We start from the raw sequence: 22,256 nt of genomic DNA, 5'->3' as shown, positions 1-22,256 counted from the left end.
CTTCAAGCGACTGCTGGCGCCATTTTCTGTGGGAGCTTCACGCTCTGGGAGGAATGTAAAATTCTAGGCCGAAGCAGCTTCGTCAGGCATCAGAGCCAAGTTGCGTGGATTATCTAACCGCCAGCGCTGGCCTTCACGGCGAAGATCACCAGTAATAGCTACCGCCACTTTATCGTCGTGCGCAGTCAAGGCAAGACTATAGGTTTCGGCTGGAACTTTTGTTTTGACCGAAACGGGCTTCCCGTCAACAAATGTCTTAAGGGTAACTTGTCCATCTACCTGTGCTAGGCTGCGTCCTGCTGCGACGATGTAACCTTGGAGTTCCTCGTCAAGGCGAGGCTCCTGCGTACGTAAAACTCGGGCGGCTTCTTTGAGGACCTCGCCTTCCTCTCTCGTGAACCTTACTGTGCGGCGCGGCTCAGGAGTTGGGCGGGTACGCGACCAGGTGACCGACACGTCAAGACCATGACCAATATTTATCAGGCTTGATAGGGCTTCACACAGATTGGCACTGACCCCATGCTTCACCGCCCGATTGAACGCATCAACGCTGTCTCCACGGGCTACCTGCTCCGCAGCGTGGCTAGCGGCCTCGACACCGTCAGCGAGGAACCGAGTTACCATCCGATCGTAGGGTTCTTCGGCGGTGACTGGCCACAGGTCGGGCTGTGCCGGTTCCAATAATGGTGGAACCGGAGCGAGTAAGGTAATGATGAAACTGCCTTGTTCGGTCTGCCCCAACCTAACACGATTCATATATTCGACGGCGTCCTTATTCTTTCCTGCACGAAACACAGTGCGCGGCTCGATGGCGGAGCACGCCGCAGAAAGAAGAAGATCGCGACCGAATGCGAAGATGTTCACGCCGGCATCGACCTGCAAGGAGCCGTCATCGAATGCCTCTGGCGCCCTAATGCGAACCACATCGCGGTCAGAGACTGAAAGATCTTTAAATACTTGGGCCTCCGTTCGGCCCTCGAACTTTGCGAGTGTGCGAATAATTGCCAATACGACTTCGGGATAATCACCCAATTTTGTCGTTCCAGGTATGATCAGTTCAGGTGCAAGGTCGCGGGCATAAACATCGCTGTGTTCGCCAAACCGCTCCTGCTTGGTCCAACCTTCGGCTCGCACGTAGGCGCTTAATGATGTGGGCGATACAGCCCTAACAGCCGAAAGGTCAACGAAAGGTGCGTTCATAGGAGGCTTCCACTTCGAGACTTCTCCATGAGTTCAACCAAGGTGTCTTTATTAAATCGATTGGCTTGCGGAATGTAGACAGTGACAGACGTGCTGTTGGTAGTTTCAGCCATTCCTTCAAGTACGTGCCAATATGCGCAATTTCGGAGTACCAACTGCTCGGGATGCATATTGATCCAGTCTACCTTTTCCTTCGGGAGGTGCATCACCACGAGAAGGCGTGGAGTTTGGGTCTTAATGGTCAGCAGATTATAATTCCGCACCTTCAACGGGAGCACTAATTTACCATCGACTAGAGGCAGATTAATGGTCGACTTCAGTTGTAGGTCTATCTTTGGACGAAAAACGCTTCCGGCCTCGATAGTCACGTCGACTCCGTCACGGTCGAAATCTTTCAGGGAAGTTACGTATCCGGCTGCGACAGCGACCGCATGAACATACGCCTTGGAAACCCCTTCTTCTATGTCAGTATCGGCTAAAAGTGAATCGGTCATAAGCCCCCCCCGCTACGACAACGATTTTACCAACTGTTTGTAAACTATTGGTAGATGAGTCGTCAGCGTTAGCGAAGAGTTATCCTGTTACGCATGAAATAGTCGATGACCAAGTCTCGGCTTTTGGAACTTACGCAAACGAAATCCGGAGCTGCGGTTCTCGCAGGAGGCGTATCATCCGCAATAGCTTACGATCCATAAGCGATTTTTCAAATTTCATTTTTCCGGTTTTGGGTGTCAAACTTCCGGAAGTGTGCGGCGAGTGTTGTCTGACACCAGTATCTGGAAAATACGGGAATATCCGGGATTATGTGGGAATGCGCGGGAACGCCTTATTTTTCAGGCGCTTGGTGCGGATCGTGCGGCGAGACGGTTGGCACTATTTTGACAGCATGGCACGATCATGATGTCCGTTCGGCAGCCATTTAGACCAAAAACAGGCATGGCTTCAAGTCGGCCCTCAAAGTGTCCTCAAAAGGGGTTTGAGCGCCTTCAAATCATTGAAATCTCAAGGCTGGAGGGATTGTCACGGTTTGCCGGTGCGCTGCCTATATTCGACAGATTGTAGGCAAAAATCCAATTTAGATAATTTCACGCTGAAATTATCTCTGGTATTTATGATAAGATATTGAAAAATATAATTTTCTACCGATTTTTATGACGTGTTAGATAATTTCAACGGTGGCCGCTCAATAAGGCTTTTCCTCCAGTCGCCGGTAAAGCCAAATAGTGGGGCTTTGACCGGCTCTGAAAACCAAAAGTCAGTGAAGGCGGCTACATTTGGCGCACAGAACCAGTGTGCATCTCCGTTTGCGTCGACAGCCCACCATCGAGCAGCCTTTGGCGCCTGTTTCCAATCGATTTCCATACTTCTCATCCTCGTATCGCAGAGAGAGTAAGGCAACGTCAGTTTATACCATTCCTTTTGCACATAATCGCTATGCTTTGGCTCGGAATATCTCCTGGCGAACCACCCATGCCGATCACAGCGAAAACTCTCTTGTTGTACACATTAGTGGCTAATATGCCCTGATAAAGTACAAATCCAGTGTATCCACCAAAGCTATTTCGTGCATTTACCATCCCGCAAACATGGACCACATTTTTCCCGTCAATGGTTGCGCGTGCCTCTCCCAGTATGGCACTTAACGGGTCTTTTAGTTCGTTCCTTACAGCAATTTCGATGGCAGCGGCATCTTCTTTGTCGATAGCGTAAGGCCGGATCGGATAATTGGCTACGTACGCTGTAGATGAAGAGTCAACATTCTGACATCCAGCCAGAACGCCTAGTAGCACGAAAATTATCAAATTTTGCATTACAATTCCCCCTAATATAAAACTGCCCTATACCTATATTTGAAAAACCGTAATCAATTAATAAATGCATCATACTTAAAGCGGCAACCATTGATCTGTGGAGTAAATACACTCAAGACGATAGTTGCGATGTTGGCGCACCTTACAACCATTAAGCCAAACGTTTGCCGGTTCCTGGTTCCCGCTTTGCCTCCTGTAAACGCTCGCGCAATCGGTATTCGATAACAGGAAGAGCCAGAGTTATAGCATCCGGGTCGTTTATCCTCACCGTACGAGCTAAGTCATTCATTAAAATAGCAACTTCAACGACAACTTTTTCTGGCGCTATTGATATACCCAAGTCTCGATGAGTTGATGTAACTACCCTAGCGAGTCTCTCCATCAGGTCAGTATCTAGAAATGGTGCAGGATCTGAAGTGTGCGGCTTCGGTTGGCGTTCGAGGTTAGCCATTCCAGCAGAAAACCACTCGTTTGCCTGCTGATTCCACTCATCATTTGACATTCCATGAGGGTTTCCGGTTGCGTCCACGAGCCGGTTCAACGCCGTCGATAGGCCATCTTGCTCAGGGGAGCCAGTCCCACTGATTAGCCACTCAAGACTGACGTTTGCCACATCCGCAATCTGTTTGAGGTTGCTTGGCTTTGGATTGGTACCCTTCAACCAGTTCCCGAGCGTACGTCGTGGCACACCAATTTCCTGAGCAAGCTTGTTTAACCCTCCAAGCTTTTCAGCGGCCAAGCGAATTCTATCTGATAATTCAGTCATTTACGTGGATATAGCCAGAAGTGGCCATTTTGCATTTGATATAATGGCCATTTCTGGCTATACCTTTCTGTGTTCACAGATTACGCCACCCCAAAAAAGGAGGCCTGCCAGGGCCTCCTCATCTGGATCAAGGAATTACTTATGCATCGTGATCCTATCACCGGCAAGCCCAGCCGTGCCGAGCGCAAACGCCTGGAAGAGATCGGCCGTATTAAAAGCAAGTTGATCGTCGCCAAGCTGACGCTTGCCAAGATCGATGAGAATTACAATCTCCCCAGCGGTACGGCTGGAAACGCTGTTCATGAACCACATCTGGCGGGCGAGCGCGCGATTGCCGCTGCCCTCAAGACACGTCCTCATATGCTCTGGCCCTCGCGCTATTTTGCAGACGGGCGGCGCTTGAGCCCTCAACCTGCTGAGAATTATCGCCATTCGCGTCGTAGCGACTCGATGGCTGCCTGAGATGTGGCGCGGACGGCACGCTGTTCTAGCCTTTAGCATCCGGGTTTTCACCGGCAGAACAAAAAGCTCCCCGTTTCAGAAGTGCTCTCGTTCCGGCTGTCCAGTCCAGCTGTCCGCGCCACACACCAACAATTCCCGAAATTTCCGAGCCCCACAATGACAAAACGTCAGACCGAAATTGTCACGAAAGCCTCTTTGAGGCGGGCATGGTTTCCATGCTGAACCTGCATTCACAAGCATCCCTGCACGATGGTGCCTATCACGCCTGCATTCTGGCGGTGCGGGATGGTTTTCCGCATCTGTCCGTCCAATCGATTATCGACCCGCCGCACGAATGGTTCGATGCGGCGCTTGCCCGTCAAGTCGTCATCCACCTGATGGTTCGGGTGTTCCTGATCCCGAAGCGTCGGGTGGTTGAACACCAGGAGCGGTCCCGCGAAGCGGTCAATCGGGCGCTGAGAACCATCGACACGCGCCTGCAAACCCCACGTTTTGAACAGCACTACTGCAAAATGGCGGCGGCTGCCCGCGCCTCATTGCATGCCCGCATGGAGGACGCTGCCTGATGATGTGTAATGGCACTTATCTTGGCCCGGACGGTCTGCCCACAGATCGGGAAGCTGCGGCGGCGGATCTGCGGAAGGCGGTTGGCGATTTGATGCCAAACGCGGTGCATCCCTTCGAACACTGGACAGAAGATCAAGAGGCACTTTCTGAGGCGGTGTCGCGATTGACTGAAGGTCATGGCCGCCGTGCGTCAGCAGCGATGATTGCTGACGTGCGGACCATCGTCACCCTGGCGAGGCTTTTGCAGGACAAAAAGAATGGCTGAATTTGCCCGTATTCCTCTATCCAGCATTCACATTGGCACTCGTGCCCGCCCGGTGGATGAAGACCATGCCCTCGCTATCGCAGCATCCATGGCCGAGCGCGGGCTGATCAACCCGATTACCGTGCGCAAGACGCCTGCGGCCAACAAGGGTGCAACACCCTATACATTGGTTGCCGGTGGGCACCGTTTGCGGGCAGCAGAGCTTAACCAATGGAGCGAGATTGACGCGATTGCCGTTGCTGCCGATGCGGTAGAAGGCCAGTTGATTGAGCTGTCTGAAAACCTTTACCGCAACGAACTATCCAAGCTGGATCGTGCTGTGTTCGTGCTGACATTCCGCGAATTGTGGGAAGAGAAAAACGGCAAAATCCAGCGTGGTGGTGACAAAAAATCAAAGGGCAATGATTGCCCTTTGATCTTTGCTCCCGGCAAAGAGCTTTCAGAGCAGGTGCAGGAACGCCTCGGCTTTCGTGAGCGCACATATAAATATGTGACTGCCATTGGCCAGAACCTCTATCCGCCATTGCGGGCGGCACTCCGTGGGACGCCTTTTGCAGATGACCAATCTTTGCTTTTGAAGCTTGCCAAGAAAGGTCCGACTGAACAGGCCGCCATAGCCAAGGCACTTGAGACGGAACCGGACGTCAAAAAGGTTTTGTCATACATGGCAGAACCCAAGGTGCAGGCCGATCCGGCGACCAAGCAGGCTGCCATTCTCACCACATTGCAAAAGGCGTGGAAGGATGCGGATGATACCACCCGGTCACGCTTCCTGATCTCCATCGGCATGATGGATGATCTTCGGGAGGCTGCCGAATGACCAAGCCAGACCCTTCCCAGCTCGACTTTTTCGCGCAGCCGGTTTTCCCTGTCCGCGACGGCGCTCAGCATGTCGATATCGATCGCTACCGCGTGAAGATCAAGCGGGCGATGGCCCGAGCTATCCGCGAGTGTGCTTATGACCGCCCAACTATTGCAGCCCGCATGGCGCAATATCTGGGCCTGCCGAATATCAGCAAGGCCACGCTGGATGCCTACACGGCGGAAAGCCGCAACAGTCACGACGTGACGCTGATCAGGTTCACAGCCTTTGTACATGCCACCGATGCGCTTTGGCTTTGGGACGAGGTTGCTTCCGTACAGGGCGTCACCGTGCTGATCGGCGACGAAGCCCGGCTTGCGGAGCTTTCCAGGCTTCGCCAGGAGCGCAAGCGCATTGAGGCGGAGATCCGCCGCCAGAGCGCGCGCCCTGTCACGCTCGCGTCAAGGGGGCGGTAATGGCCAAGGTATCACTCAAGAGCCAGATTGCAGCGGTGGACGCGGTTGTTTGCGGACAGTTCCCGATTGTCGCCAGTAGCGCGTCGCAACGTCAGTTGATCAAGGAGCAACTCGGCGCGGTCATCGAGACCCTCAGGTGGTTACAGACCAATGAGCCTGCCGTTCGCGCCTTTGTGGAAAGCCGCAAAGGAGCACATCGATGAAGGAATGGTTCTCTCTTGCTGAACTGGCGCAAATGCAGCTGCCCGATTTGCCTCATAACATGGCGGGTCTGCATAGGGTCGCCACGGAGGCAAACTGGCGCGAACATCCTACTCATGCGCGAAAAGTCAAAGGCCCGACCAAGCCGGTTTGGCTGTATCATATCGCTCTGTTGCCAGCTCCGGCACGGACGCGGATTGAAATGGCGGCGTCGGCTGTTGCCCCGGAAGAATGGGACGCGATCCGTACCCGCAAAAATCAACTTTGGGCGCGGTTTGAACGGCTTTCAAATGAACATCGAGACATCTGCAAAGCCCGTTTGAGCGTGCTTTGCCGGGTCGAGACGCTGGCGGCGCAGAAAGGTGTCAGTAGGGCAGCCGCCATTGCTATCGCCACGTCGGAGGCGGAGGTCCAGAAGTCCACCTACTACGAATGGAAAGGACTGACGGAAGGGCTTGATCGCGACGACTGGCTTGCTGCCTTGGCTCCATCGTTTTCTCCTGCGGTTGATGGTGTCGTTGCCGATGTGGCCGATTGCCATCCTGATGCATGGACGTTCCTCAAGTCCGATTATCTGAGACCGGAGAAGCCCGCATTTTCTGCCTGCTATCGTCGGATGATGACGGTGGCGAAGCGTGAGAAATGGGCTCCGATCCCTTCCGAGCGGTCTTTGCGCCGCCGGTTTGAGCGTGAGGTCGGCAAGGCCGTGACGCTCTTTAAGCGCGAGGGCCGTGACAAGGCAAAGGCGCTCTATCCAGCTCAGCGCCGTAGCCGCGCGCACCTGCACGCGATGCAAATGGTCAATATGGATGGACACAAAGTCGATGTGTTCGTGTCCGTGCCATGGAAAAAAGAGCCAACCCGCATGTTCATCATCGGTATTCAGGATCTGTTTTCCGGGAAAATCCTGTCCTGGAGACTATCGGAAAGCGAGACATGGGAAGCCGTGCGACTGGTCATTGGTGACATGGTCGAGGCTTTCGGCATTCCTGAAGACATCTACCTGGATAACGGCAGGGCTTTTGCCAGCAAGTGGATAACAGGCGGCACAGTCAACCGTTTCCGTTTCAAAGTGAAGCCAGAAGATCCGCGCGGCTTGCTGACCACGCTGGGTGTTGAGGTGCATTGGACCCGGCCATATTCGGGCCAGTCCAAGCCGATTGAGCGTGCATGGCGTGATCTGGCGGAAAACATTGCCAAACATCCGTTTTGTGCGGGGGCGTACAGCGGTAATAAACCGGATGCCAAGCCCTGGAACTACATGGAGCGGGCTATTCCGCTGGAAGACTTCCGGATGCATGTGGCGGCTCAGATTGTTGAGCATAACGCGCAAGCTGGCCGCCGGGCCGAGAATTGCAAGGGGCGTAGTTTTGATGAGACCTTTGCGGCCTCGATGGCGGCACCCTCGACAATTGTTCGGGTTCCATCCAACGCGCAGGCAGCATTGTGGTTGCTGGCGTCCGAGGCGATCAAGACCCAGAAATCGAATGGTGGGATACATTTCCAAGGCAATCGCTATTGGAGTGGGGAGCTGAACCAATGGGCCGGGAAGCAGGTCATTATCCGGTTTGACCCTGATTTTCTGCACAAGCCGATCAAAGTGTACGACCTCAAAAACCGGCTGATCTGCGAGGCAGCGTGCGTGGATGATGCTGGCTTCAAGAACAGAGACGATGCGCGTGCGCATTCTCGCCTCGCCAGCACCCACACCAAGGCCGTTGCTGCCAAGGCCGAGGCGGAAGCCGCACTGTCGGCCCAGCAGCTGGGCGAGATCTATTACAAGGGGTCCAAACCACCAAAGCCAGCAGATGTGCCGGAGACAGTCCGTCCTGCTGTGACCCGCCTGATCACCCGCAGCCAGCAGGTGGAAGCACCTGTGGATGCGATTTCGGATCAACATTTCGAAGACAGTTTTTCCCGCGCGCTGGGCCTGGTTCAGGGCGGTGGGGTCATTGAATTCCCGAGAGGGAATAGCCCGGTGTCGCGTGTTTCGGACACCGGGAAGAACGAGCCGAAGAGTATTGCGTACGGTTCCGGAAAAAAGAAGGGCAGTCCGAAGACTGCCCGATAACTGGCCCGAATGGGCTATTCAACGGAGCTATCTGTAAATGAACAAGCACATCAACACAAGTCAGTTTAACGGCGCTTCCTGGGAGCGCCCCGTCCAGGCACCTGAGGTTTCTGCAAACAAGAGTGATGCCGATATCGAAAAGTGGTGGGAGCTGATTGACCGCGTTATTGCCGTTGCCCGGCAGTTCCGGTGGACGAAGGCGGAAGTTACCCGCCGGTCGGGCATGAAGGAAGGCACGTTTAGCCAGTGGTTTTCCGGCCGCTACGAAGGGCGGCTGGACGGTCACAACACCATGATTGAACAATGGCTGGATGCCTTGGAAGCCAGTGCCAGCATTGCGGCGATGATTCCGCAATCGCCGCCCTTCATGAAGCTTCGCGGTTCGGCGGAGGTGCTGGAAACGCTGACGTGGGCGCAGATTTGCCCCGATCTGGTGATGATCACGCTGGGCGCTGGCATGGGCAAGACCGCGACATGTGAGTATTTCACCAACACGCGCCCGCATGTCTATCACGCCACCGTTTCTGAGAGCACCAAGACGGTTCACGGCATGTTGACGGAGCTGGCCGAGCAGCTCGCGGTTCAGGAGAACAACCCGGCGCGTCTGGCGCGGGCGATCGGGACCAAGTTGAAGCGGACCGGTGACGGGACGTTGCTGATCGTTGACGAGGGCCAGCACCTTAACGACGAGGCGCTCAACCAGCTTCGCCATTTCGTGGATGTGTACAAATGCGGTGTGGCCGTCGTTGGCAACTCGGAGGTCTATAGCCGGTTTGCCAGCAACAAAAAGGGGCCGAGTTATGCCCAGCTGAAAAGCCGCATCGGTAAGCGCCTGCAACGGGTGCAGCCCTATCCGGATGACTTGCAAACCTACATTGCCGCCTGGAATGTAACCGATCCGGCCTGCATCAAGTTTCTGATGGGCATCGGCTTGAAGGGCGGTGCCTTCCGGCAGATCGAAAAGACAATGCGCATGGCCTTGATGGTGGCGCTTGGGGCAGGGACCGAGGTTGGCTTAAAGGACATTCAGGCCGCCTGGAAGAACCGCGACGTGGAGGACATGGCATGATCCTCTCCACGGAACTCCGAAACGTGAGCGCGTCTATCCAGGCAATGTGTGGGCGGACACTGATCTCTCTACGAGACCTCGAACAGTTCGCCACGCTGCTTGGCACTCTGGCCGATCTCGCAAAGAACCTGGAAGACGAGGTCGCCGTTCATCGGCTTGCCGAAGCCGGGAAGGCGGGTCGTGCGATCGTTGACCGACTGGCAACCGAGCAATTCGCCGGGCTGGTGAAGGATGCCGATAGCAAGATCATCCGCCCTGATTTTGGGGGGCGGTCATGACCGTATCGAGCAAGCCGTCAGAACTCCTAAGAAGGCTGGAAGCAAGGCTTCAAAAGGTTGTTGCGCTGGGCATCAATATGCATCCGGGCTTCATTGCTACGATAGCCGAATACCTCCGAGTTATCGCCAAAATTTCGAATGATGTTGAGGAACTGGCTGAACGGGCAACACACCCAGCCTCGCCACCGCCAATCGTATTGGACGAGAAGGTCATCCTATTTCGGCCCCGCCCGAAACCGTCTCACCGCCCTCCGCCAGATGGAGGTGACGCGGCATGAAATCACTCATCGTCCCACTCGAAATCCCGATTGACCAACTGCTTGAAGTGGTCGGTCCCAAGCTGCTGCGGACGATCCGGGCAGCGGAGAAGGACGAGCGGGCGGCGCTGAACCGCCGCCCCTGCGACGAAACCCTCGTCAACGCCGCCATGCTGCTTTGGCAAGCCCTTGACCGGTACGAGGCCAGCAAAGGGACACGCGATGAAAGGCGGGCGCTGAACGCCCTCCTTGCCGCCTCACAGGGCGTTCGAAGCGCCGCCAAAAACCTACACAAGAAGGATTGAACTCATGGAAGCAATTATTCTCGAAGAAAAGCCCACCGACGGCGTTACGCTCGTCAACGGCAAAGAATACATGGCCAATGCCAAGGGCGCATTGGTGCCGCTGGAGCTGGTGAAGCCGCAGGAGAAGTTGCGCGACGAATCGGTCCGCAAGGTCATGGCCTATGCTGTCGATATCTCGGCTCGGATTGCCCGGTTTCGTGCCCACTGCATGGATGATCTCGACGCTTTGGACGCTGTCCTGGAGCAGGAATACGGAGCGAAGTCAGGTGGGATAAAGGGCAACCGTACCTATCAGACCATTGACGGCCTGATGCGTGTATCCGTTGCGATCAATGATTTTGAGACAGCCGGTCCTGAGCTTCAGGTGGCAAAGAGCCTCATTGACGAATGCCTCAACGAATGGACATCCGACGCCCGCGTCGAGATCCGCGCCCTTATCACCCGTGCCTTCGATACGGATAAAGAGGGCAAGGTCAACCTCAAGGAAATCAAGAAGCTCACGAAGCTGGCCATTGAGGACGAGCGGTGGGTGCAGGCTGTTCGCGCCATCAACGACGCGATCAACGTCGCCTATTCCAAACAGTATATCCGGTTTCATGTACGAAATTCCGTTCAGGACGAATGGATCGCTGTCACCGTCGATATTGCCAAGGCGTGAGGAGGAAAGCCATGTACGAAAATCTTTATGACGCTGAAGCCCGCGTTGACGCCATTTACCCGATCCACATGCTCGGAGATCCGCAATCTCCCCCTGATTGGTTGGAGGAGTTTTGTGATGCGATCGACGTTACGGCCAACGCCGACTTGGCCGTCAGCTTTCCCGAACTAGCCAAACTGGTAGCTCACATCGACGAGTTCACTTCACCCCGCAGATTGCGCGAGACCGTCGCTGAACTTTGGGAGCTGAACGGTCGCCGAGGTTTCATGGCCACCGCCTCGATATGTATCAGGACGTACCTTGCTCCCGACACATGGAAGAGCGGCTGGGGCTATACCCAGCAGCTTTGGTTCTACGTAGAAAGCGTCGATGCGATAGAGCCGGAGCTTCTAAAAAGAGCCGCGGATTTGCATGCTGCCCAGGCCAAGAAGGTAGGTGCAGCATGAACCACCTTTACGCAAAACTGAAAGCCGAAAAGACCTGCCCTGTCTGCGGCGCAGACGCCAGACCCGTCAACGAACAGCAGGAGCGCATGTTGCTGGTGCGCTTCGAGTGCAGCGCGACGTTTGGGGTGAGCGGCATCCTGAACACCATCAACGCCATTGAGCCATGCCCCGCGCCGTCTCAGGTCGGCGCCGATCATCTGATGCAGAAAAATGCAGCTCCATCTCTGGGTCGCGTTGTTCCATCGCCGTATGCGCCGCAAGTAAAATCGGCAGAAGAACGTAGATCGACGAAAGCGGGTGCGGCATGAGCACCGACCAATCCCGCCACGACACCATCTTGGCCGCACTTATCGCTGAGTTCAGCGCTGAAGGTTGCACGATTTCGACGGATGAAGGTGTGACCTATGCGTACATCTCCGACGCAGCTCAAGCCAAGACTGTAGGTGCAGTTTCCTTGTCCGAAATCAATCTCAGCGCATTGGCGGATCAGATCGATAGGAGGATCAAGTAATGTTTGCAGTTGCCTACTGTGACCGCGCTGGCGTTATCGGCATTGTTGAGGACGAGGCCGCAATCCCCCACGGCGTAATCGTCTTTGCTGGTGGCGAAAAAGAAACCATAGAAGACGCGGTAAACGCAAAGGCGCGCCATGGCTACACGGATGGTGTGCTGTTGATACCCGGCGTCCCGGAAGCTGCCGACACAGAAGAGGCTCTTACAGCCTTTGAACGATGGCATGCTTGGGCTTTTCCAAATGAGGTTTGGTATCACCATTTAACCGAGGAAGGCGTGCTGTCATGACCTCCTCGATCGCAGCCATTCACGTAGCCAAAAAGCATCTCGGCCTAGACGAAGACACCTACCGGGCCAAGCTCGAAAACATCACCGGCAAGCCATCCGCGAAAGACATGACAGAGGCAGAGCGCCAGAAGGTGCTGAAGGTGTTTCGGGGTGAAGGCTTTGCTCCGGCTCCGGCCAGCGCAGGCAAGCGCAAGCCGCTGGTCGGAAAATTCGCCAAGAAGCTCCAGGCGCTGTGGATCGCGGGCTGGAACCTCGGTGTGGTCGAGAACCGGGACGATGCGGCATTGTTGGCCTTTGTCACCCGCCAGACCGGTCTCGATCATGTTCGCTTCCTGCACCACGCCGATGATGCCAAGAAAGCGATTGAGGGGCTGAAAACATGGCTGGCCCGCGAGGCTGGTGTCGGCTTCGGCAACACCAACGGCCAAGAGTGGCTCGCCAGCGATGGCGCGAAGATCGCCTGGGCGCAGTGGAAGATCCTCAATCCCGGCGTAAGCCTGATCGTACGCAAGGGCTTTGACGCGCAAGTCGCCTCATTGCTCGGCCTGTCAAATGTCTGGCTGGCTGATTTGAAGCCGAGCCAGTGGCAGACCGTCATGAACGCCCTGGGCGAACGGGTACGCGCCCAGAAGGCAGGTGCGTGATGGCGAAGAAAAAAAAGCCGGCCACTATCACCATGAAGCTGAACCGCGATGGAACCATGAATATCCGTTCCACCGGTGGCTTCGATCTTCGCAAGCTTTTCCCGGCCAAGTCCGAGGATAACCCGACTGATCCGGTTGAGCAGGACACCGTCAAAAAGGCAGGTGCCTGATGGTATCCTACGGCTTCAAAAAATTCTTCGCGGCACAGATCGAAGATGGCACCAAAACCCACACCATCCGGGGGCATCGCCGCCGCCATGCCCATGTTGGCGAACCCGTCCAGCTCTTCCAGGGGCTGCGGACCCGGTACTGCCGAAAGATCATCGACGATCCGATCTGCATTGAGGTACTGCCGATCGTCATCATGTCGAGCGACTTGATCGACGCTGGCATTGCCTACATCGCCATCAACGGCCAACCGCTGCACCGTGATGAGATTGAGCCATTCGCGGCCTCGGACGGTTTTGATCCGATCCGGCTGAAAGGCATCGCACCGGCAAAGTTGATCGGCGCGACGGCACGGGAAACCATGGGCCGGTTTTGGCGCGACAGTCATGACAAGAACGTCTTCCAAGGTGTCTTGATCAAGTGGGAGCGGCGCGCATGAGCCAAAAGCCGCCAGCCAAGCCCATGCCGGAAACCGGCTTCACCATTGCCGTCGTGACCGACCACGCTGTTCTGCGCTTTCTGGAGCGCCGGCACGGCATCGATGTCGAGGCGATCCGCACCGAGATCCGCATCATGTGCAGCACCGGCGTTCGGTTCGGCGCGGCCAAGGTGATTGCCGATGGGATGAAATTCGTCATCCAGGACGAAGGCGTCGTGACCTGCTTTCGCGTCCAGCCGGGCAAGAGGATCTGAAGATGACGCCGGTCCTGCCTCTCTTTCTCAAGGGTGACTTGAAGAGGCTTCAGGACCGCCGTGAAGCGCTTGTAAGGCGCATTGAAACCATGAGGCCGCACGAACGCGGCAAATTCGAAAAGCTTGGAGAATTGAAAGCCGTGACCCGCGAAATCCTGATCCTCGAACAGCAGCTGGAGGTGCGCCGTGGCTGAAATCCGCGTTCCCGCCCATGTTCAGCCGTATGTGACGGCGGTCGGCATCGAGAAGGCTATCCAGTTCCTCCTGGCCTTCGGAGGGTCGTATGTCTACCTCTCGGAAAGTCCTCAGACGGGGTCCGCAGTGGCCGAAGAACTCGGCAAGGCCGCCGCTATCAGTCTGGCAGCCAAGGTCGGTTCTGGTCCATTATATGTGCCCACAGCAAAGCCCTTTATCGCCAGCCATTTAAAGTATAATAAGGGGCTGAACACGAACGACATTGCCCGCCAACTGCACACGACACATAAGACAGTGAGCAAATGGCTGCGTTCCGGCGAAACCAATCAACTCGATCTTTTCGAATTTTGACCCGGTTACCCTACCGGCTGTTTTGATGCGCCCGTAACGAGCAAAACTCGTCCTCAGCAAAGCCGGTCTTGCCCGGCTTTTTTCTTTAGCTGGGAACGATCATGAACAATTGGCCTCAACAGTCCGCCGTTGCCGATTTCTACGGCAAGAACCTCAAAATCACCAAGGGCGTTGCCGGGCCTGATCTGGCCTGGGAGAAGGCGAACCTTGTCCTCGTGCCGATCCCATGGAAGGCTGTTGCCGCCTGGGACACATCAATCCCGCTCAAATCCTTTCGCGTTCACACGAAGGTCGCTGGCAGCCTTGGCCGGGTTCTCGGCAATATCTGGGATATCTTCGGCAAAAACCAGAAGACCATTGAAGCCAAGAACCTGCATCTGATCGGTGGTGGTTATAACTGGCGGCAGATGCGCGGCAAGTCCGCGCTTTCCATGCATGCTTACGGCTGCGCGGTCGATCTCGACCCGTCTCATAACGGTCTTGGCGATCCTACGCCTGACATGGACCCGCGCGTGGTCGATGCCTTCAAGGCCGAAGGCTGGATATGGGGTGGTGACTGGTCGCCGCAACGCCGTGACGGCATGCATTTTCAGGCGGCCATCGTATGAAGATCAGCCTCAAGCGCAAGATCGGGATGACGGCGCTGTTTGTCGCCGTCTACCTGTTTGTTTCCGTCGCTTCAGGTTGGATCATTGGAGCTGGCTTTTTGCATACGGTTGCCTGCGGTTTGTTGGTCATTCCGTTTGCCTGGATGGTCCGCCAGACATGGAGTGACGACTGATGGAAAAGCCGTCCTACACCACATCCAAGCAATGGCTCTGGTGTTCAGGTGCCTTGGCCTGGACTGTCATCCTGACCCTGACCATCGGCGCTTGCCTTGGTTCTGAACAGGCCGTGGCGTTCGGCAATGTCACCGTGCCAAGCATGGTCGGCCTTATCGTTGCGCTGCTGGGTGTCCATCGTGCCTTCGGCTCTCTTGATATGCGGGCAATGACGCGGGGCGCAAAGCCGGACCCGCCTTGTCTTGAGCCTCCCGCCGGAGGTCAGTCATGAGCCGTTACCTTATCGCCGGTCTGGTTGCCCTTGCGGTTCTTGCCGCCATCGTCTGGGGCGGTGTAGCCGCGATCGGCAAGATCGAGAGCATGGTCGACAAGGCTGCCAAAACGGCCCGCAGCGAGCGAGACAACTATTGGCGCGCGGAGATCGAGAAATCGAACGCAGCAGCCCAGGCAAAGATTGCCGAGACCCTTAAACAAACCATGGCCGCGCAGGACGCGGCTCGCGATCAGATCGAGGCCGCCAATCAACGTGCCGACACCTTGGAGAAACAGAATGCGTCTCTGCCCGATGATGGCACTGGTGGCATTGGCCGCGATCGCGTCCGCTTGCTCAATCAGCGCTGAGACCCCGCCAGTGGTCAAGACAGTCTATGTCGAGCGCGAAGTCCCGAAGGCATCCAAGGTGCCCTGCGATCCTCCTGTTCCATTGCCCGATCGTCGGCTGAATGAGCCGGAAACCACGTCCTATTGGGGCAAGGATCGCACTGCCCTACGGGCTTGTGAAGCGCGCCGCGCTGCCGGCGTGTCCGGGGGTTCCAATGCTCAGTAACATTCATTTTGAGTTGGCGGAGGAACGGGTTGAGCAAGAGCGCGCGGCCAAGGTCGCCGCAGCCCGTGCGGATCTGAACAAGGCCGGCGCAGACGAGTGCATCGATTGCGGGCAAGCCATCCCCCAGGCGCGCCGACTGGCCTATCCGGCCGCTGCCCGTTGCATCGATTGTCAGACGTCGATCGAGCGTGAGGTCTATTGCCGATGATCCTCGATATGACAGCCATCGGCGTCCTGATCTCGCTGGCGCTCAACAGCATCAACCTGCTCACGCAGTTCCGCACGATGATGTCGACCGGTGAAAAGAAGCTCGAAGAGCGGATGGTCAAAGCGGAATCGAAGCTGGTCGAATACGACCGGCGCATCCAGGCGATCGAGAGCGAGCTGAAGCATCTGCCTGATCGCGGAACGACCCACCGCCTTGAACTGTCCATGGCGGAAATCGCCGGGCGTCTCAACACGATCGAAGTTGCACAAGCAGGCCGATTTTCGGCCATGGAGCAAAAACTAGCCCCCATCCAGGCTATGGGCGAACGGCTGAACGAAGTCCTTTTGGAGCAAGCAAAGCATGAACAGCATCGCGGTTGATTATGAAAAACTGACCAGGGAGAAAGCCCGTCTGGTCATTCTTCAGGAGCTGGCAAAGCAGACCAACGAAAGTCTGTCGTCCCCGTTTTTCGACGGGGCGCTTCGTCTGAGTGCCATCTATCAGGATCTGCCATGGGTCAATCAGCAGATCGAATATCTGCGCAATTTGAGTGCGGTGAAGGTTCTCGATGTTGATGAGGACGTGAAAATCGCCACCCTGACGGATCATGGAAAACGTCACCTTGACCGGGAAATCACCATTCAGGGTGTCCAGCGCCCGCGCCGGCCGGGGATCTGATCATGGCGAAGGGACGCGGCCGACTGAGTTCGCTCCAACTGCTGCCGAGGGAATGCAGCCATGTGGTCCAATGGGCGGCAGAGCAGCTTCAGGATACCACCACCTCTCAGGTGGATATCTACCAGGAATTTGTCACTAGGCTTGAACAGGTGCAGAGGGAATCCCGTGGCGAACTCGAATTCAAGATCCCCAGCCTCAGCTCTTTCAACAGATACTCGGTGAACCTGGACGAACTGACGCGTCAGATCAACGAAGCGAGAGAAATGGCATCGGCCGTTGCTTCAACCTTTGATGCCGGGAAAAGCGACGATCTAACGCTTGTCGCGACAGAAGCCATCAAGGGTCTCGTTTTGGCCTGTGCCCGAACCAAAAAAGGAACAATCGATCCGAAAGGCATCGCCGCGCTTGCTGCTGCCGTTCACAAAGCGGCCCAGGCCCAATCGGTTTCGTCGGACCGGCGCAGGAAAGTCGAGGCACATTTTGCAGAGAAGGCAAAGGAAGCCGTGGCGACCGTCACCAAATCCAAGGGCCTTTCCGCTGAAGCTGCTGATGAAATCCTCGCGAAAATTCTTGGTGTCGAGAAATGACCGGTCCTGTCAGCAAGGAAGAATGGGCGAAAGCTCGACGGTTTTCTACAGATGCCGTCCTCGGCTTGGTCGGGAAGGAAGGCCTTGGCAAGGCACTATTGCCGTATCAGTCGCGGACAGTTGGTCTCCTTGAAAGCTCGGCTTGCAAGGTTCTCTTCGTTGAGAAAAGCCGTCGTATCGGTCTGACATGGGGCTTTGCCTCCTATGCCGCATTGCGCGCCGCCAGGGCAAAGAGCGCCGGTGGCATGGACGTGATGTATATCTCCTATAGCCAGGAGATGACCCGCGAGTTTATCGACGCCTGCGCGATGTGGGCTCGTGCCTACTCGTTGGCCGCCATGGAAATGGAAGAGTTCGTCTTCGAAGATAAGACCGAAGACGGTGATCGCTCTATTCAGGCCTTCCGTATTCGCTTTGCCTCAGGGTTCGAAGTGCTGGCCCTTTCTTCAGCGCCACGCACTCTGCGCGGTAAGCAGGGTGTGGTGATGATCGATGAGGCGGCGTTCGTCGATAGCTTGCCGGAGCTGCTGAAGGCCGCACTGGCGTTCCTGATGTGGGGCGGCCAAGTTGTCGTTTGCTCCACTCACAATGGCGCGGAAAACGAGTTTAACCTCCAGATCCAAAACATCCTCGGCGGTCGTAACAAATACGATCACATCAAGATCGACTTTGACGACGCGCTGCGGGATGGCCTCTACGAGCGGATTTGCCTCGTCACCAATCAGGAATGGTCCCCTGAAAACGAAGCCGACTGGCGCGAAGACATCATCGACTTTTACGGCGATGGTGCGGACGAAGAGTTGTTCTGTGTTGCCTCCATGGGGTCTGGCGCCTGGTTGACCTCGCCCCTGATCGAAGCGCGCATGACGTCGGATGCTCCGGTCCTGACGCTTGATCTTCCTGACAACTATTTGCATCTGTCGGAACTTGAACGCGCAAAATTGCTAGCTCCATTCATGGAGGAGCTGGACGAGGCGCTGGACAAGCTTGATCCGGCATTGATGCATGCCTTCGGTTTTGACTTTGCGCGCGTTGCTGACCTTTCGGTCGGGAAACTGTTGGCGATTGACAAGAAGCTCAATCGCAAAAGCGCGTTGACCGTCGAACTGCGCAAGGTGCCGGGCGACGAACAAAAACAAATCACAGAGAAAATCCTTCGACGTGCCCCGCGTTTGGTCGGGGCGGCCTTCGACGCCACCGGCATGGGTTGGACAGTTGCCGAAGACATGGGGCGGCTTTTTGGCCTGAGGGATAAGGACAATGAAGGTGGTCTGGTTCACGCGATCAAGTTTTCGCAGGACTGGTATCGTATCCATATGCCGCCGCTTAAAACCGCGTTTGAAGACGCGGCAATTTCCATTTCCAAGAACGCAGACCATCTTTCCGATCTTCGCTTGGTCAAAGTGATACGCGGCATTCCAATGGTGCCGGAAGCGCGTACGGGCGAGAAAAACAAGAAACGCCACGGGGACTATGCGATCGCGCTGGCCTTGGCCCATTTCGCAAGCCGTATGCAGTGGTGTGAATTCGATTACCAACCAGCACCGCCGTCTGCGTCCCGCTCGTCAGAAACACCCTCCAGAGACGATGAGCGACCGTTTCGCATGTCGTCGCTCAGAAACAAACGTGGAGGCTTTTGATGGCCCAGATCCTCGACCAGTATGGCAACCCGATCGTCAAGGCCGCGATGAAGCAGGAGCAAGGCGGGCCGACGACGACTGGCGTTCGCCAAGCGGCTGGCAATCATCAGGCACCCGGTCTGACACCCCAGAAACTTGCCCGCATTCTGCGCGAGGCCATTGATGGCGATCCGGAGCGCTACCTTGAGCTTGCGGAGGACATGGAGGAACGCAACGAGCATTATGCTGGTGTTCTGGGTGTGCGCAAACGACAGGTCGCCGGACTGGACATCACGGTTGAGGCAGCCAGCGATAGTGCAGATGATGTCCGCGATGCCGACCTCGTGCGCGACTTTATATCCCGCGATACCTTTGAGGACGAGCTGTTCGATATCCTCGATGCCGTCGGAAAGAGCTTCAGCGCCACCGAAATCATCTGGGACACATCCGAAGGCCAGTGGTCAATCAGGGCGCTCAAATGGAATGATCCACGATGGTTCCGATTCGATCGCAATGATGGAGAGACCTTGAGACTGCGTGGTCCGGCCGGTGACGAAGATCTCTGGCCAGCCAAATGGATTGTGCATCGCGCCAAGGTCAAATCGGGCCTGACCATTCGTGGCGGCTTGGCCCGATCAGCGGCTTGGACCTATCTATTCAAGACCTTCACGACTTCGGATTGGGCCATCTTCTGCGAGGCTTATGGCCAGCCGTTGCGGCTGGGCAAATATGGCGCTGGCGCAAGCGAGCCCGACAAAGAAAAGCTGCTGCGGGCCGTCTCCAGCATCGCGGCCGATTATGCCGCCATCGTGCCAGAAAGCATGGCGATTGAGTTTGTCCAGGCGCAATTGTCCGGTAGCCTCGATCTCTATGAACGGCGGTCCGACTGGCTGGACCGGCAAATATCCAAGCTTGTCCTGGGACAGACGGCTACCACCGATGCACAGGCTGGCGGCTATGCGGTCGGCAAGGTGCATGACGGTGTGCGTGAAGATATCGAGCGGGCTGATGCCCGCCAGTTGGCCGCGACCCTAAATCGGGATGTTGTCGTGCCACTGGTATCGTTCAATCGTGGCCCCCGAAAAAATTATCCGAAGATCTGCATCGGACGTCCCGACGATATCGATGTCAACAATCTGGTTGCTAATGTCGTCAAGCTCGTCCCGCTCGGCTTGAAAGTCGGCATGTCCACCATGCGCGACAAGATTGGCCTGCCTGACCCAGGCAAGGACGAGGAAATCCTGAAGCCGGCCGCAGCGGCAGCACAGCCGCCTGCCGATCAGGCGGACAGCACACCGCCTGCGATTGCCACCCAAAGCCAGATGGCCCGCGCCGATCGCGATGCTATCGATGCGGCAGCCGGCCAGATCTCGGCTGATGATTGGCAGGAGATGACACCGCCCGTGGTCGATGGTTTGGCCGAGGCATTGAGCAAAGCGACGTCGATCGCGGAGGCACAGGCGATCCTTGCGGCTCAAGTCAGCGCCATGGGCGTCAATGCCTTTGTCGAGCAACTCGCTCGTGCTGCGTTCTCGGCCCGGATCTCCGGTGAAGCCGATGAGCCGCTCTCATGACGGCGACGATCGCAGCGCTGAAGCCGGACGATGCCATCAAGGCTCTGAAGGCGCGCGGCGAACAGCTCGCGCCGTCCTTTTCCTGGCAGGACGTTTATGCCGAGGAGCATGCCAAACAGTTCACGGTCGCCAAGTCGGCCGGTTTCGATATCCTCACAGACCTTTTCGACGGGCTTCAAACCAGCCTTGAAGAGGGCAAGACGTTTCGGGATTTCGCCAGCCAGGTGACGCCGGTTCTCCAGGCTAAGGGCTGGTGGGGCGTCCAGGACGTGACCGATCCAGTGACAGGGGAGCTTCGCAAAGCGCAGCTCGGCTCGACCCGTCGCCTGCAATTGATCTTCGACGTGAACCTTCGCGTCTCTTATGCGGCGGGTCATTGGGCGGCCTTTGAGCGCAACAAGGCGCGCCGGCCTTGGCTGCGCTATGTCTGTATTCTGGACGACCACACCCGGCCGGAACACCGCAAGCGCCACAATCTTTGCCTGCCCGTCGATCATCCCTATTGGGACACATGGGCACCGCCTTGTGGCTGGAATTGCCGCTGCACGCTGCAAAGCCTGTCGGATCGGGATGTCGAGCGGATGCGGGGTGAGTTGAAGTTCACGCCGCCCGAAGATGACTTCGTTGCCTTCACCAACAAGCGCACTGGCGAAGTCCGGATGATCCCGCGCGGCATCGATCCCGGTTGGGACCACAATCCCGGCAAGGCTGGCTTTCGGGCCTTCGATGCGGCGGAAAAGCTGATCAATGCACCGCCGATCATGGCCGCCCAGGTCAACAAAGATCCGGACTGGCTGGTCAAGCCGCTCGGCGATGACTTTGCGAGGTGGTTTGATGCGGCCACAGCGGGCGGGCGCGTGGACCGGTCCATCATCGTGGTTGGCGCTTTGTCCGAGGATGTCCTGGCATCTCTTGCCCAGGGCGGGATTGCGCCGCAGTCAGGCGCGATCACCCTGACCCAGCAAGCTGCTCTGCATATGATCCGCGATGCCAAGGCCGGAGTGGGAAAGACCGTCGATATGGCGGCGCTTCGGCAACTGCCGGCCAATCTCAGCCGGCCGAGGGCGGTCCTGCGGGATAAGCGCGACGGTGCGCTTCTCTATGTGTTCGACAGCGGCCAAGACCCGCGTCTGGCCAAGATCGTTGTGAAGGTCGATTTCGCAGATAAGGCCCGGCCACCAGGGGGAAAAGCCCAGACGATCGTCACCAATTCGATCCGAACTGCGGGGCTGGTTGAAGCCCGCGTCCTGACAGACGAGAAGACTTACGAGCTTATCAGTGGGACGATTTAGGTGATGCGGCCATCAAGGGGGTACGCCACTCTCCCCGTAACAGTAGCCTGCCTCAGCAGGGCACCAAACCGGACGTGCGATTTCCCGGTTGTCATGATGGCCACAGCCAAAGATACTCCCGGTGTAGAAGGATTTCAAGGAGGACGAATTTAAGCGCCACAGACGCGCACAAGACGGTTGAACGGCCAGTGACGCAGGACAAAG

The 22,256-nt window shown here is 56.6% G+C and carries 37 protein-coding genes; 33 read left to right on the top strand and 4 right to left on the bottom strand.

All coding sequences use genetic code 11. The features are described 5' to 3' along the window. Positions 1-63: 63 nt before the first annotated feature. The 4 genes from AVI_RS12030 to AVI_RS29120 form a co-directional block, all read right to left on the bottom strand. The gene (locus AVI_RS12030; RefSeq protein ID WP_015916610.1) at positions 64-1,200 is read right to left on the bottom strand and encodes a hypothetical protein; all 1,137 of its coding nucleotides are present in this window, start codon (positions 1,198-1,200) and stop codon (positions 64-66) included. After that, positions 1,197-1,694 carry a DUF4365 domain-containing protein gene (locus tag AVI_RS12025; protein WP_015916609.1) on the bottom strand — a complete coding sequence of 166 codons (498 nt, stop codon included), beginning with the start codon at positions 1,692-1,694 and terminating at the stop codon, positions 1,197-1,199. Before AVI_RS12025 ends, AVI_RS12030 begins: the two co-directional genes overlap by 4 nt. A 906-nt stretch (positions 1,695-2,600) precedes the next feature. Beyond that, positions 2,601-3,011 (bottom strand): hypothetical protein, encoded by a 411-nt coding sequence (locus AVI_RS12015; protein WP_041696866.1) that lies wholly within the window; start codon positions 3,009-3,011, stop codon positions 2,601-2,603. 151 nt (positions 3,012-3,162) lie between these two features. Further along, complete coding sequence (locus tag AVI_RS29120; protein ID WP_049777207.1) at positions 3,163-3,777, bottom strand: helix-turn-helix domain-containing protein; 615 nt, start codon at positions 3,775-3,777, stop codon at positions 3,163-3,165. Positions 3,778-3,918: 141 nt separating this feature from the next. On the opposite strand from AVI_RS29120, the gene AVI_RS12005 reads away from it, so the two are divergent. From AVI_RS12005 to AVI_RS29115, 33 genes are all read left to right on the top strand, one after another. Further along, positions 3,919-4,239, top strand: a complete 321-nt coding sequence (locus AVI_RS12005; protein WP_015916608.1) for a helix-turn-helix domain-containing protein — start codon at positions 3,919-3,921, stop codon at positions 4,237-4,239. 206 nt (positions 4,240-4,445) lie between these two features. Beyond that, a complete protein-coding gene (locus tag AVI_RS12000) occupies positions 4,446-4,805 on the top strand; it encodes a hypothetical protein (RefSeq protein WP_015916607.1) in 360 nt (119 codons plus the stop codon). Next, positions 4,805-5,071, top strand: coding sequence for a hypothetical protein (locus tag AVI_RS11995; RefSeq protein ID WP_041696864.1), 267 nt, complete (start codon positions 4,805-4,807; stop codon positions 5,069-5,071). Before AVI_RS12000 ends, AVI_RS11995 begins: the two co-directional genes overlap by 1 nt. Continuing rightward, a complete protein-coding gene (locus tag AVI_RS11990) occupies positions 5,064-5,891 on the top strand; it encodes a ParB N-terminal domain-containing protein (RefSeq protein ID WP_015916606.1) in 828 nt (275 codons plus the stop codon). The genes AVI_RS11995 and AVI_RS11990 overlap by 8 nt, the downstream gene beginning before the upstream one ends. Next, positions 5,888-6,349: a hypothetical protein gene (locus AVI_RS11985; RefSeq protein WP_015916605.1), complete on the top strand. Its 462-nt coding sequence runs from the start codon at positions 5,888-5,890 to the stop codon at positions 6,347-6,349. Before AVI_RS11990 ends, AVI_RS11985 begins: the two co-directional genes overlap by 4 nt. Then, positions 6,349-6,552 carry a hypothetical protein gene (locus AVI_RS11980; protein WP_041696862.1) on the top strand — a complete coding sequence of 68 codons (204 nt, stop codon included), beginning with the start codon at positions 6,349-6,351 and terminating at the stop codon, positions 6,550-6,552. The genes AVI_RS11985 and AVI_RS11980 overlap by 1 nt, the downstream gene beginning before the upstream one ends. Next, positions 6,549-8,621 (top strand): transposase domain-containing protein, encoded by a 2,073-nt coding sequence (locus AVI_RS11975; protein ID WP_015916604.1) that lies wholly within the window; start codon positions 6,549-6,551, stop codon positions 8,619-8,621. The genes AVI_RS11980 and AVI_RS11975 overlap by 4 nt, the downstream gene beginning before the upstream one ends. Positions 8,622-8,658: 37 nt before the next feature. Continuing rightward, positions 8,659-9,690: an AAA family ATPase gene (locus AVI_RS11970; protein WP_015916603.1), complete on the top strand. Its 1,032-nt coding sequence runs from the start codon at positions 8,659-8,661 to the stop codon at positions 9,688-9,690. Beyond that, positions 9,687-9,968: a hypothetical protein gene (locus tag AVI_RS11965; protein WP_041696860.1), complete on the top strand. Its 282-nt coding sequence runs from the start codon at positions 9,687-9,689 to the stop codon at positions 9,966-9,968. Before AVI_RS11970 ends, AVI_RS11965 begins: the two co-directional genes overlap by 4 nt. Before the next feature lie 274 nt (positions 9,969-10,242). Next, positions 10,243-10,530: a hypothetical protein gene (locus tag AVI_RS11955; RefSeq protein ID WP_041696856.1), complete on the top strand. Its 288-nt coding sequence runs from the start codon at positions 10,243-10,245 to the stop codon at positions 10,528-10,530. A gap of 4 nt (positions 10,531-10,534) precedes the next feature. Next, entirely contained in the window at positions 10,535-11,188 is a 654-nt protein-coding gene (locus AVI_RS11950) for a DUF3164 family protein (protein WP_015916602.1), read from the top strand. A gap of 11 nt (positions 11,189-11,199) precedes the next feature. Continuing rightward, positions 11,200-11,634, top strand: a complete 435-nt coding sequence (locus tag AVI_RS11945) for a hypothetical protein (RefSeq protein ID WP_041696854.1) — start codon at positions 11,200-11,202, stop codon at positions 11,632-11,634. Beyond that, positions 11,631-11,942, top strand: a complete 312-nt coding sequence (locus AVI_RS11940; protein ID WP_041696852.1) for a hypothetical protein — start codon at positions 11,631-11,633, stop codon at positions 11,940-11,942. Before AVI_RS11945 ends, AVI_RS11940 begins: the two co-directional genes overlap by 4 nt. After that, a complete protein-coding gene (locus AVI_RS11935; protein WP_041696849.1) occupies positions 11,939-12,145 on the top strand; it encodes a hypothetical protein in 207 nt (68 codons plus the stop codon). The genes AVI_RS11940 and AVI_RS11935 overlap by 4 nt, the downstream gene beginning before the upstream one ends. Next, entirely contained in the window at positions 12,145-12,435 is a 291-nt protein-coding gene (locus AVI_RS11930) for a hypothetical protein (protein ID WP_015916601.1), read from the top strand. The genes AVI_RS11935 and AVI_RS11930 overlap by 1 nt, the downstream gene beginning before the upstream one ends. Beyond that, the gene (locus tag AVI_RS11925) at positions 12,432-13,079 is read left to right on the top strand and encodes a regulatory protein GemA (protein WP_015916600.1); all 648 of its coding nucleotides are present in this window, start codon (positions 12,432-12,434) and stop codon (positions 13,077-13,079) included. The genes AVI_RS11930 and AVI_RS11925 overlap by 4 nt, the downstream gene beginning before the upstream one ends. Then, entirely contained in the window at positions 13,079-13,249 is a 171-nt protein-coding gene (locus AVI_RS31105; RefSeq protein WP_156753172.1) for a hypothetical protein, read from the top strand. Before AVI_RS11925 ends, AVI_RS31105 begins: the two co-directional genes overlap by 1 nt. Beyond that, complete coding sequence (locus AVI_RS11920; protein ID WP_041696847.1) at positions 13,249-13,686, top strand: hypothetical protein; 438 nt, start codon at positions 13,249-13,251, stop codon at positions 13,684-13,686. The genes AVI_RS31105 and AVI_RS11920 overlap by 1 nt, the downstream gene beginning before the upstream one ends. Further along, positions 13,683-13,940, top strand: coding sequence for a hypothetical protein (locus AVI_RS11915; RefSeq protein WP_080516989.1), 258 nt, complete (start codon positions 13,683-13,685; stop codon positions 13,938-13,940). The genes AVI_RS11920 and AVI_RS11915 overlap by 4 nt, the downstream gene beginning before the upstream one ends. A gap of 2 nt (positions 13,941-13,942) precedes the next feature. Continuing rightward, the gene (locus AVI_RS11910) at positions 13,943-14,134 is read left to right on the top strand and encodes a hypothetical protein (protein WP_041696845.1); all 192 of its coding nucleotides are present in this window, start codon (positions 13,943-13,945) and stop codon (positions 14,132-14,134) included. Next, on the top strand, positions 14,127-14,486 hold the full coding sequence (locus tag AVI_RS11905; RefSeq protein ID WP_015916597.1) for a hypothetical protein: 360 nt from the start codon (positions 14,127-14,129) through the stop codon (positions 14,484-14,486). The genes AVI_RS11910 and AVI_RS11905 overlap by 8 nt, the downstream gene beginning before the upstream one ends. Positions 14,487-14,587: 101 nt before the next feature. Further along, a complete protein-coding gene (locus AVI_RS11900; protein ID WP_015916596.1) occupies positions 14,588-15,094 on the top strand; it encodes a M15 family metallopeptidase in 507 nt (168 codons plus the stop codon). Continuing rightward, the gene (locus AVI_RS31100) at positions 15,091-15,267 is read left to right on the top strand and encodes a hypothetical protein (RefSeq protein ID WP_156753171.1); all 177 of its coding nucleotides are present in this window, start codon (positions 15,091-15,093) and stop codon (positions 15,265-15,267) included. The genes AVI_RS11900 and AVI_RS31100 overlap by 4 nt, the downstream gene beginning before the upstream one ends. Continuing rightward, complete coding sequence (locus AVI_RS11895) at positions 15,267-15,539, top strand: hypothetical protein (RefSeq protein ID WP_041696842.1); 273 nt, start codon at positions 15,267-15,269, stop codon at positions 15,537-15,539. The genes AVI_RS31100 and AVI_RS11895 overlap by 1 nt, the downstream gene beginning before the upstream one ends. Beyond that, positions 15,536-15,889, top strand: a complete 354-nt coding sequence (locus tag AVI_RS11890) for a hypothetical protein (RefSeq protein ID WP_041696840.1) — start codon at positions 15,536-15,538, stop codon at positions 15,887-15,889. Before AVI_RS11895 ends, AVI_RS11890 begins: the two co-directional genes overlap by 4 nt. A gap of 10 nt (positions 15,890-15,899) precedes the next feature. Further along, complete coding sequence (locus tag AVI_RS11885; protein WP_049777204.1) at positions 15,900-16,094, top strand: hypothetical protein; 195 nt, start codon at positions 15,900-15,902, stop codon at positions 16,092-16,094. After that, positions 16,084-16,302 carry a TraR/DksA C4-type zinc finger protein gene (locus AVI_RS11880; protein ID WP_041696838.1) on the top strand — a complete coding sequence of 73 codons (219 nt, stop codon included), beginning with the start codon at positions 16,084-16,086 and terminating at the stop codon, positions 16,300-16,302. Before AVI_RS11885 ends, AVI_RS11880 begins: the two co-directional genes overlap by 11 nt. Then, positions 16,299-16,682, top strand: coding sequence for a DUF2730 family protein (locus tag AVI_RS11875; RefSeq protein ID WP_015916593.1), 384 nt, complete (start codon positions 16,299-16,301; stop codon positions 16,680-16,682). Before AVI_RS11880 ends, AVI_RS11875 begins: the two co-directional genes overlap by 4 nt. Then, complete coding sequence (locus AVI_RS11870) at positions 16,663-16,980, top strand: hypothetical protein (protein ID WP_015916592.1); 318 nt, start codon at positions 16,663-16,665, stop codon at positions 16,978-16,980. Before AVI_RS11875 ends, AVI_RS11870 begins: the two co-directional genes overlap by 20 nt. Before the next feature lie 2 nt (positions 16,981-16,982). Further along, positions 16,983-17,567 (top strand): DUF3486 family protein, encoded by a 585-nt coding sequence (locus AVI_RS11865; protein WP_015916591.1) that lies wholly within the window; start codon positions 16,983-16,985, stop codon positions 17,565-17,567. Continuing rightward, the gene (locus AVI_RS11860) at positions 17,564-19,207 is read left to right on the top strand and encodes a hypothetical protein (protein WP_015916590.1); all 1,644 of its coding nucleotides are present in this window, start codon (positions 17,564-17,566) and stop codon (positions 19,205-19,207) included. Before AVI_RS11865 ends, AVI_RS11860 begins: the two co-directional genes overlap by 4 nt. Continuing rightward, the gene (locus AVI_RS11855; protein ID WP_015916589.1) at positions 19,207-20,760 is read left to right on the top strand and encodes a DUF935 domain-containing protein; all 1,554 of its coding nucleotides are present in this window, start codon (positions 19,207-19,209) and stop codon (positions 20,758-20,760) included. Before AVI_RS11860 ends, AVI_RS11855 begins: the two co-directional genes overlap by 1 nt. Continuing rightward, positions 20,757-22,052, top strand: a complete 1,296-nt coding sequence (locus AVI_RS29115; protein ID WP_015916588.1) for a phage head morphogenesis protein — start codon at positions 20,757-20,759, stop codon at positions 22,050-22,052. The genes AVI_RS11855 and AVI_RS29115 overlap by 4 nt, the downstream gene beginning before the upstream one ends. Positions 22,053-22,256 lie beyond the last annotated feature (204 nt).

Source organism: Allorhizobium ampelinum S4, assembly GCF_000016285.1.
GTDB lineage: Bacteria > Pseudomonadota > Alphaproteobacteria > Rhizobiales > Rhizobiaceae > Allorhizobium > Allorhizobium ampelinum.
The sequence above is the reverse complement of the archived record's forward strand: the minus strand, read 5'-3'. Positions and strand labels throughout refer to the sequence as shown.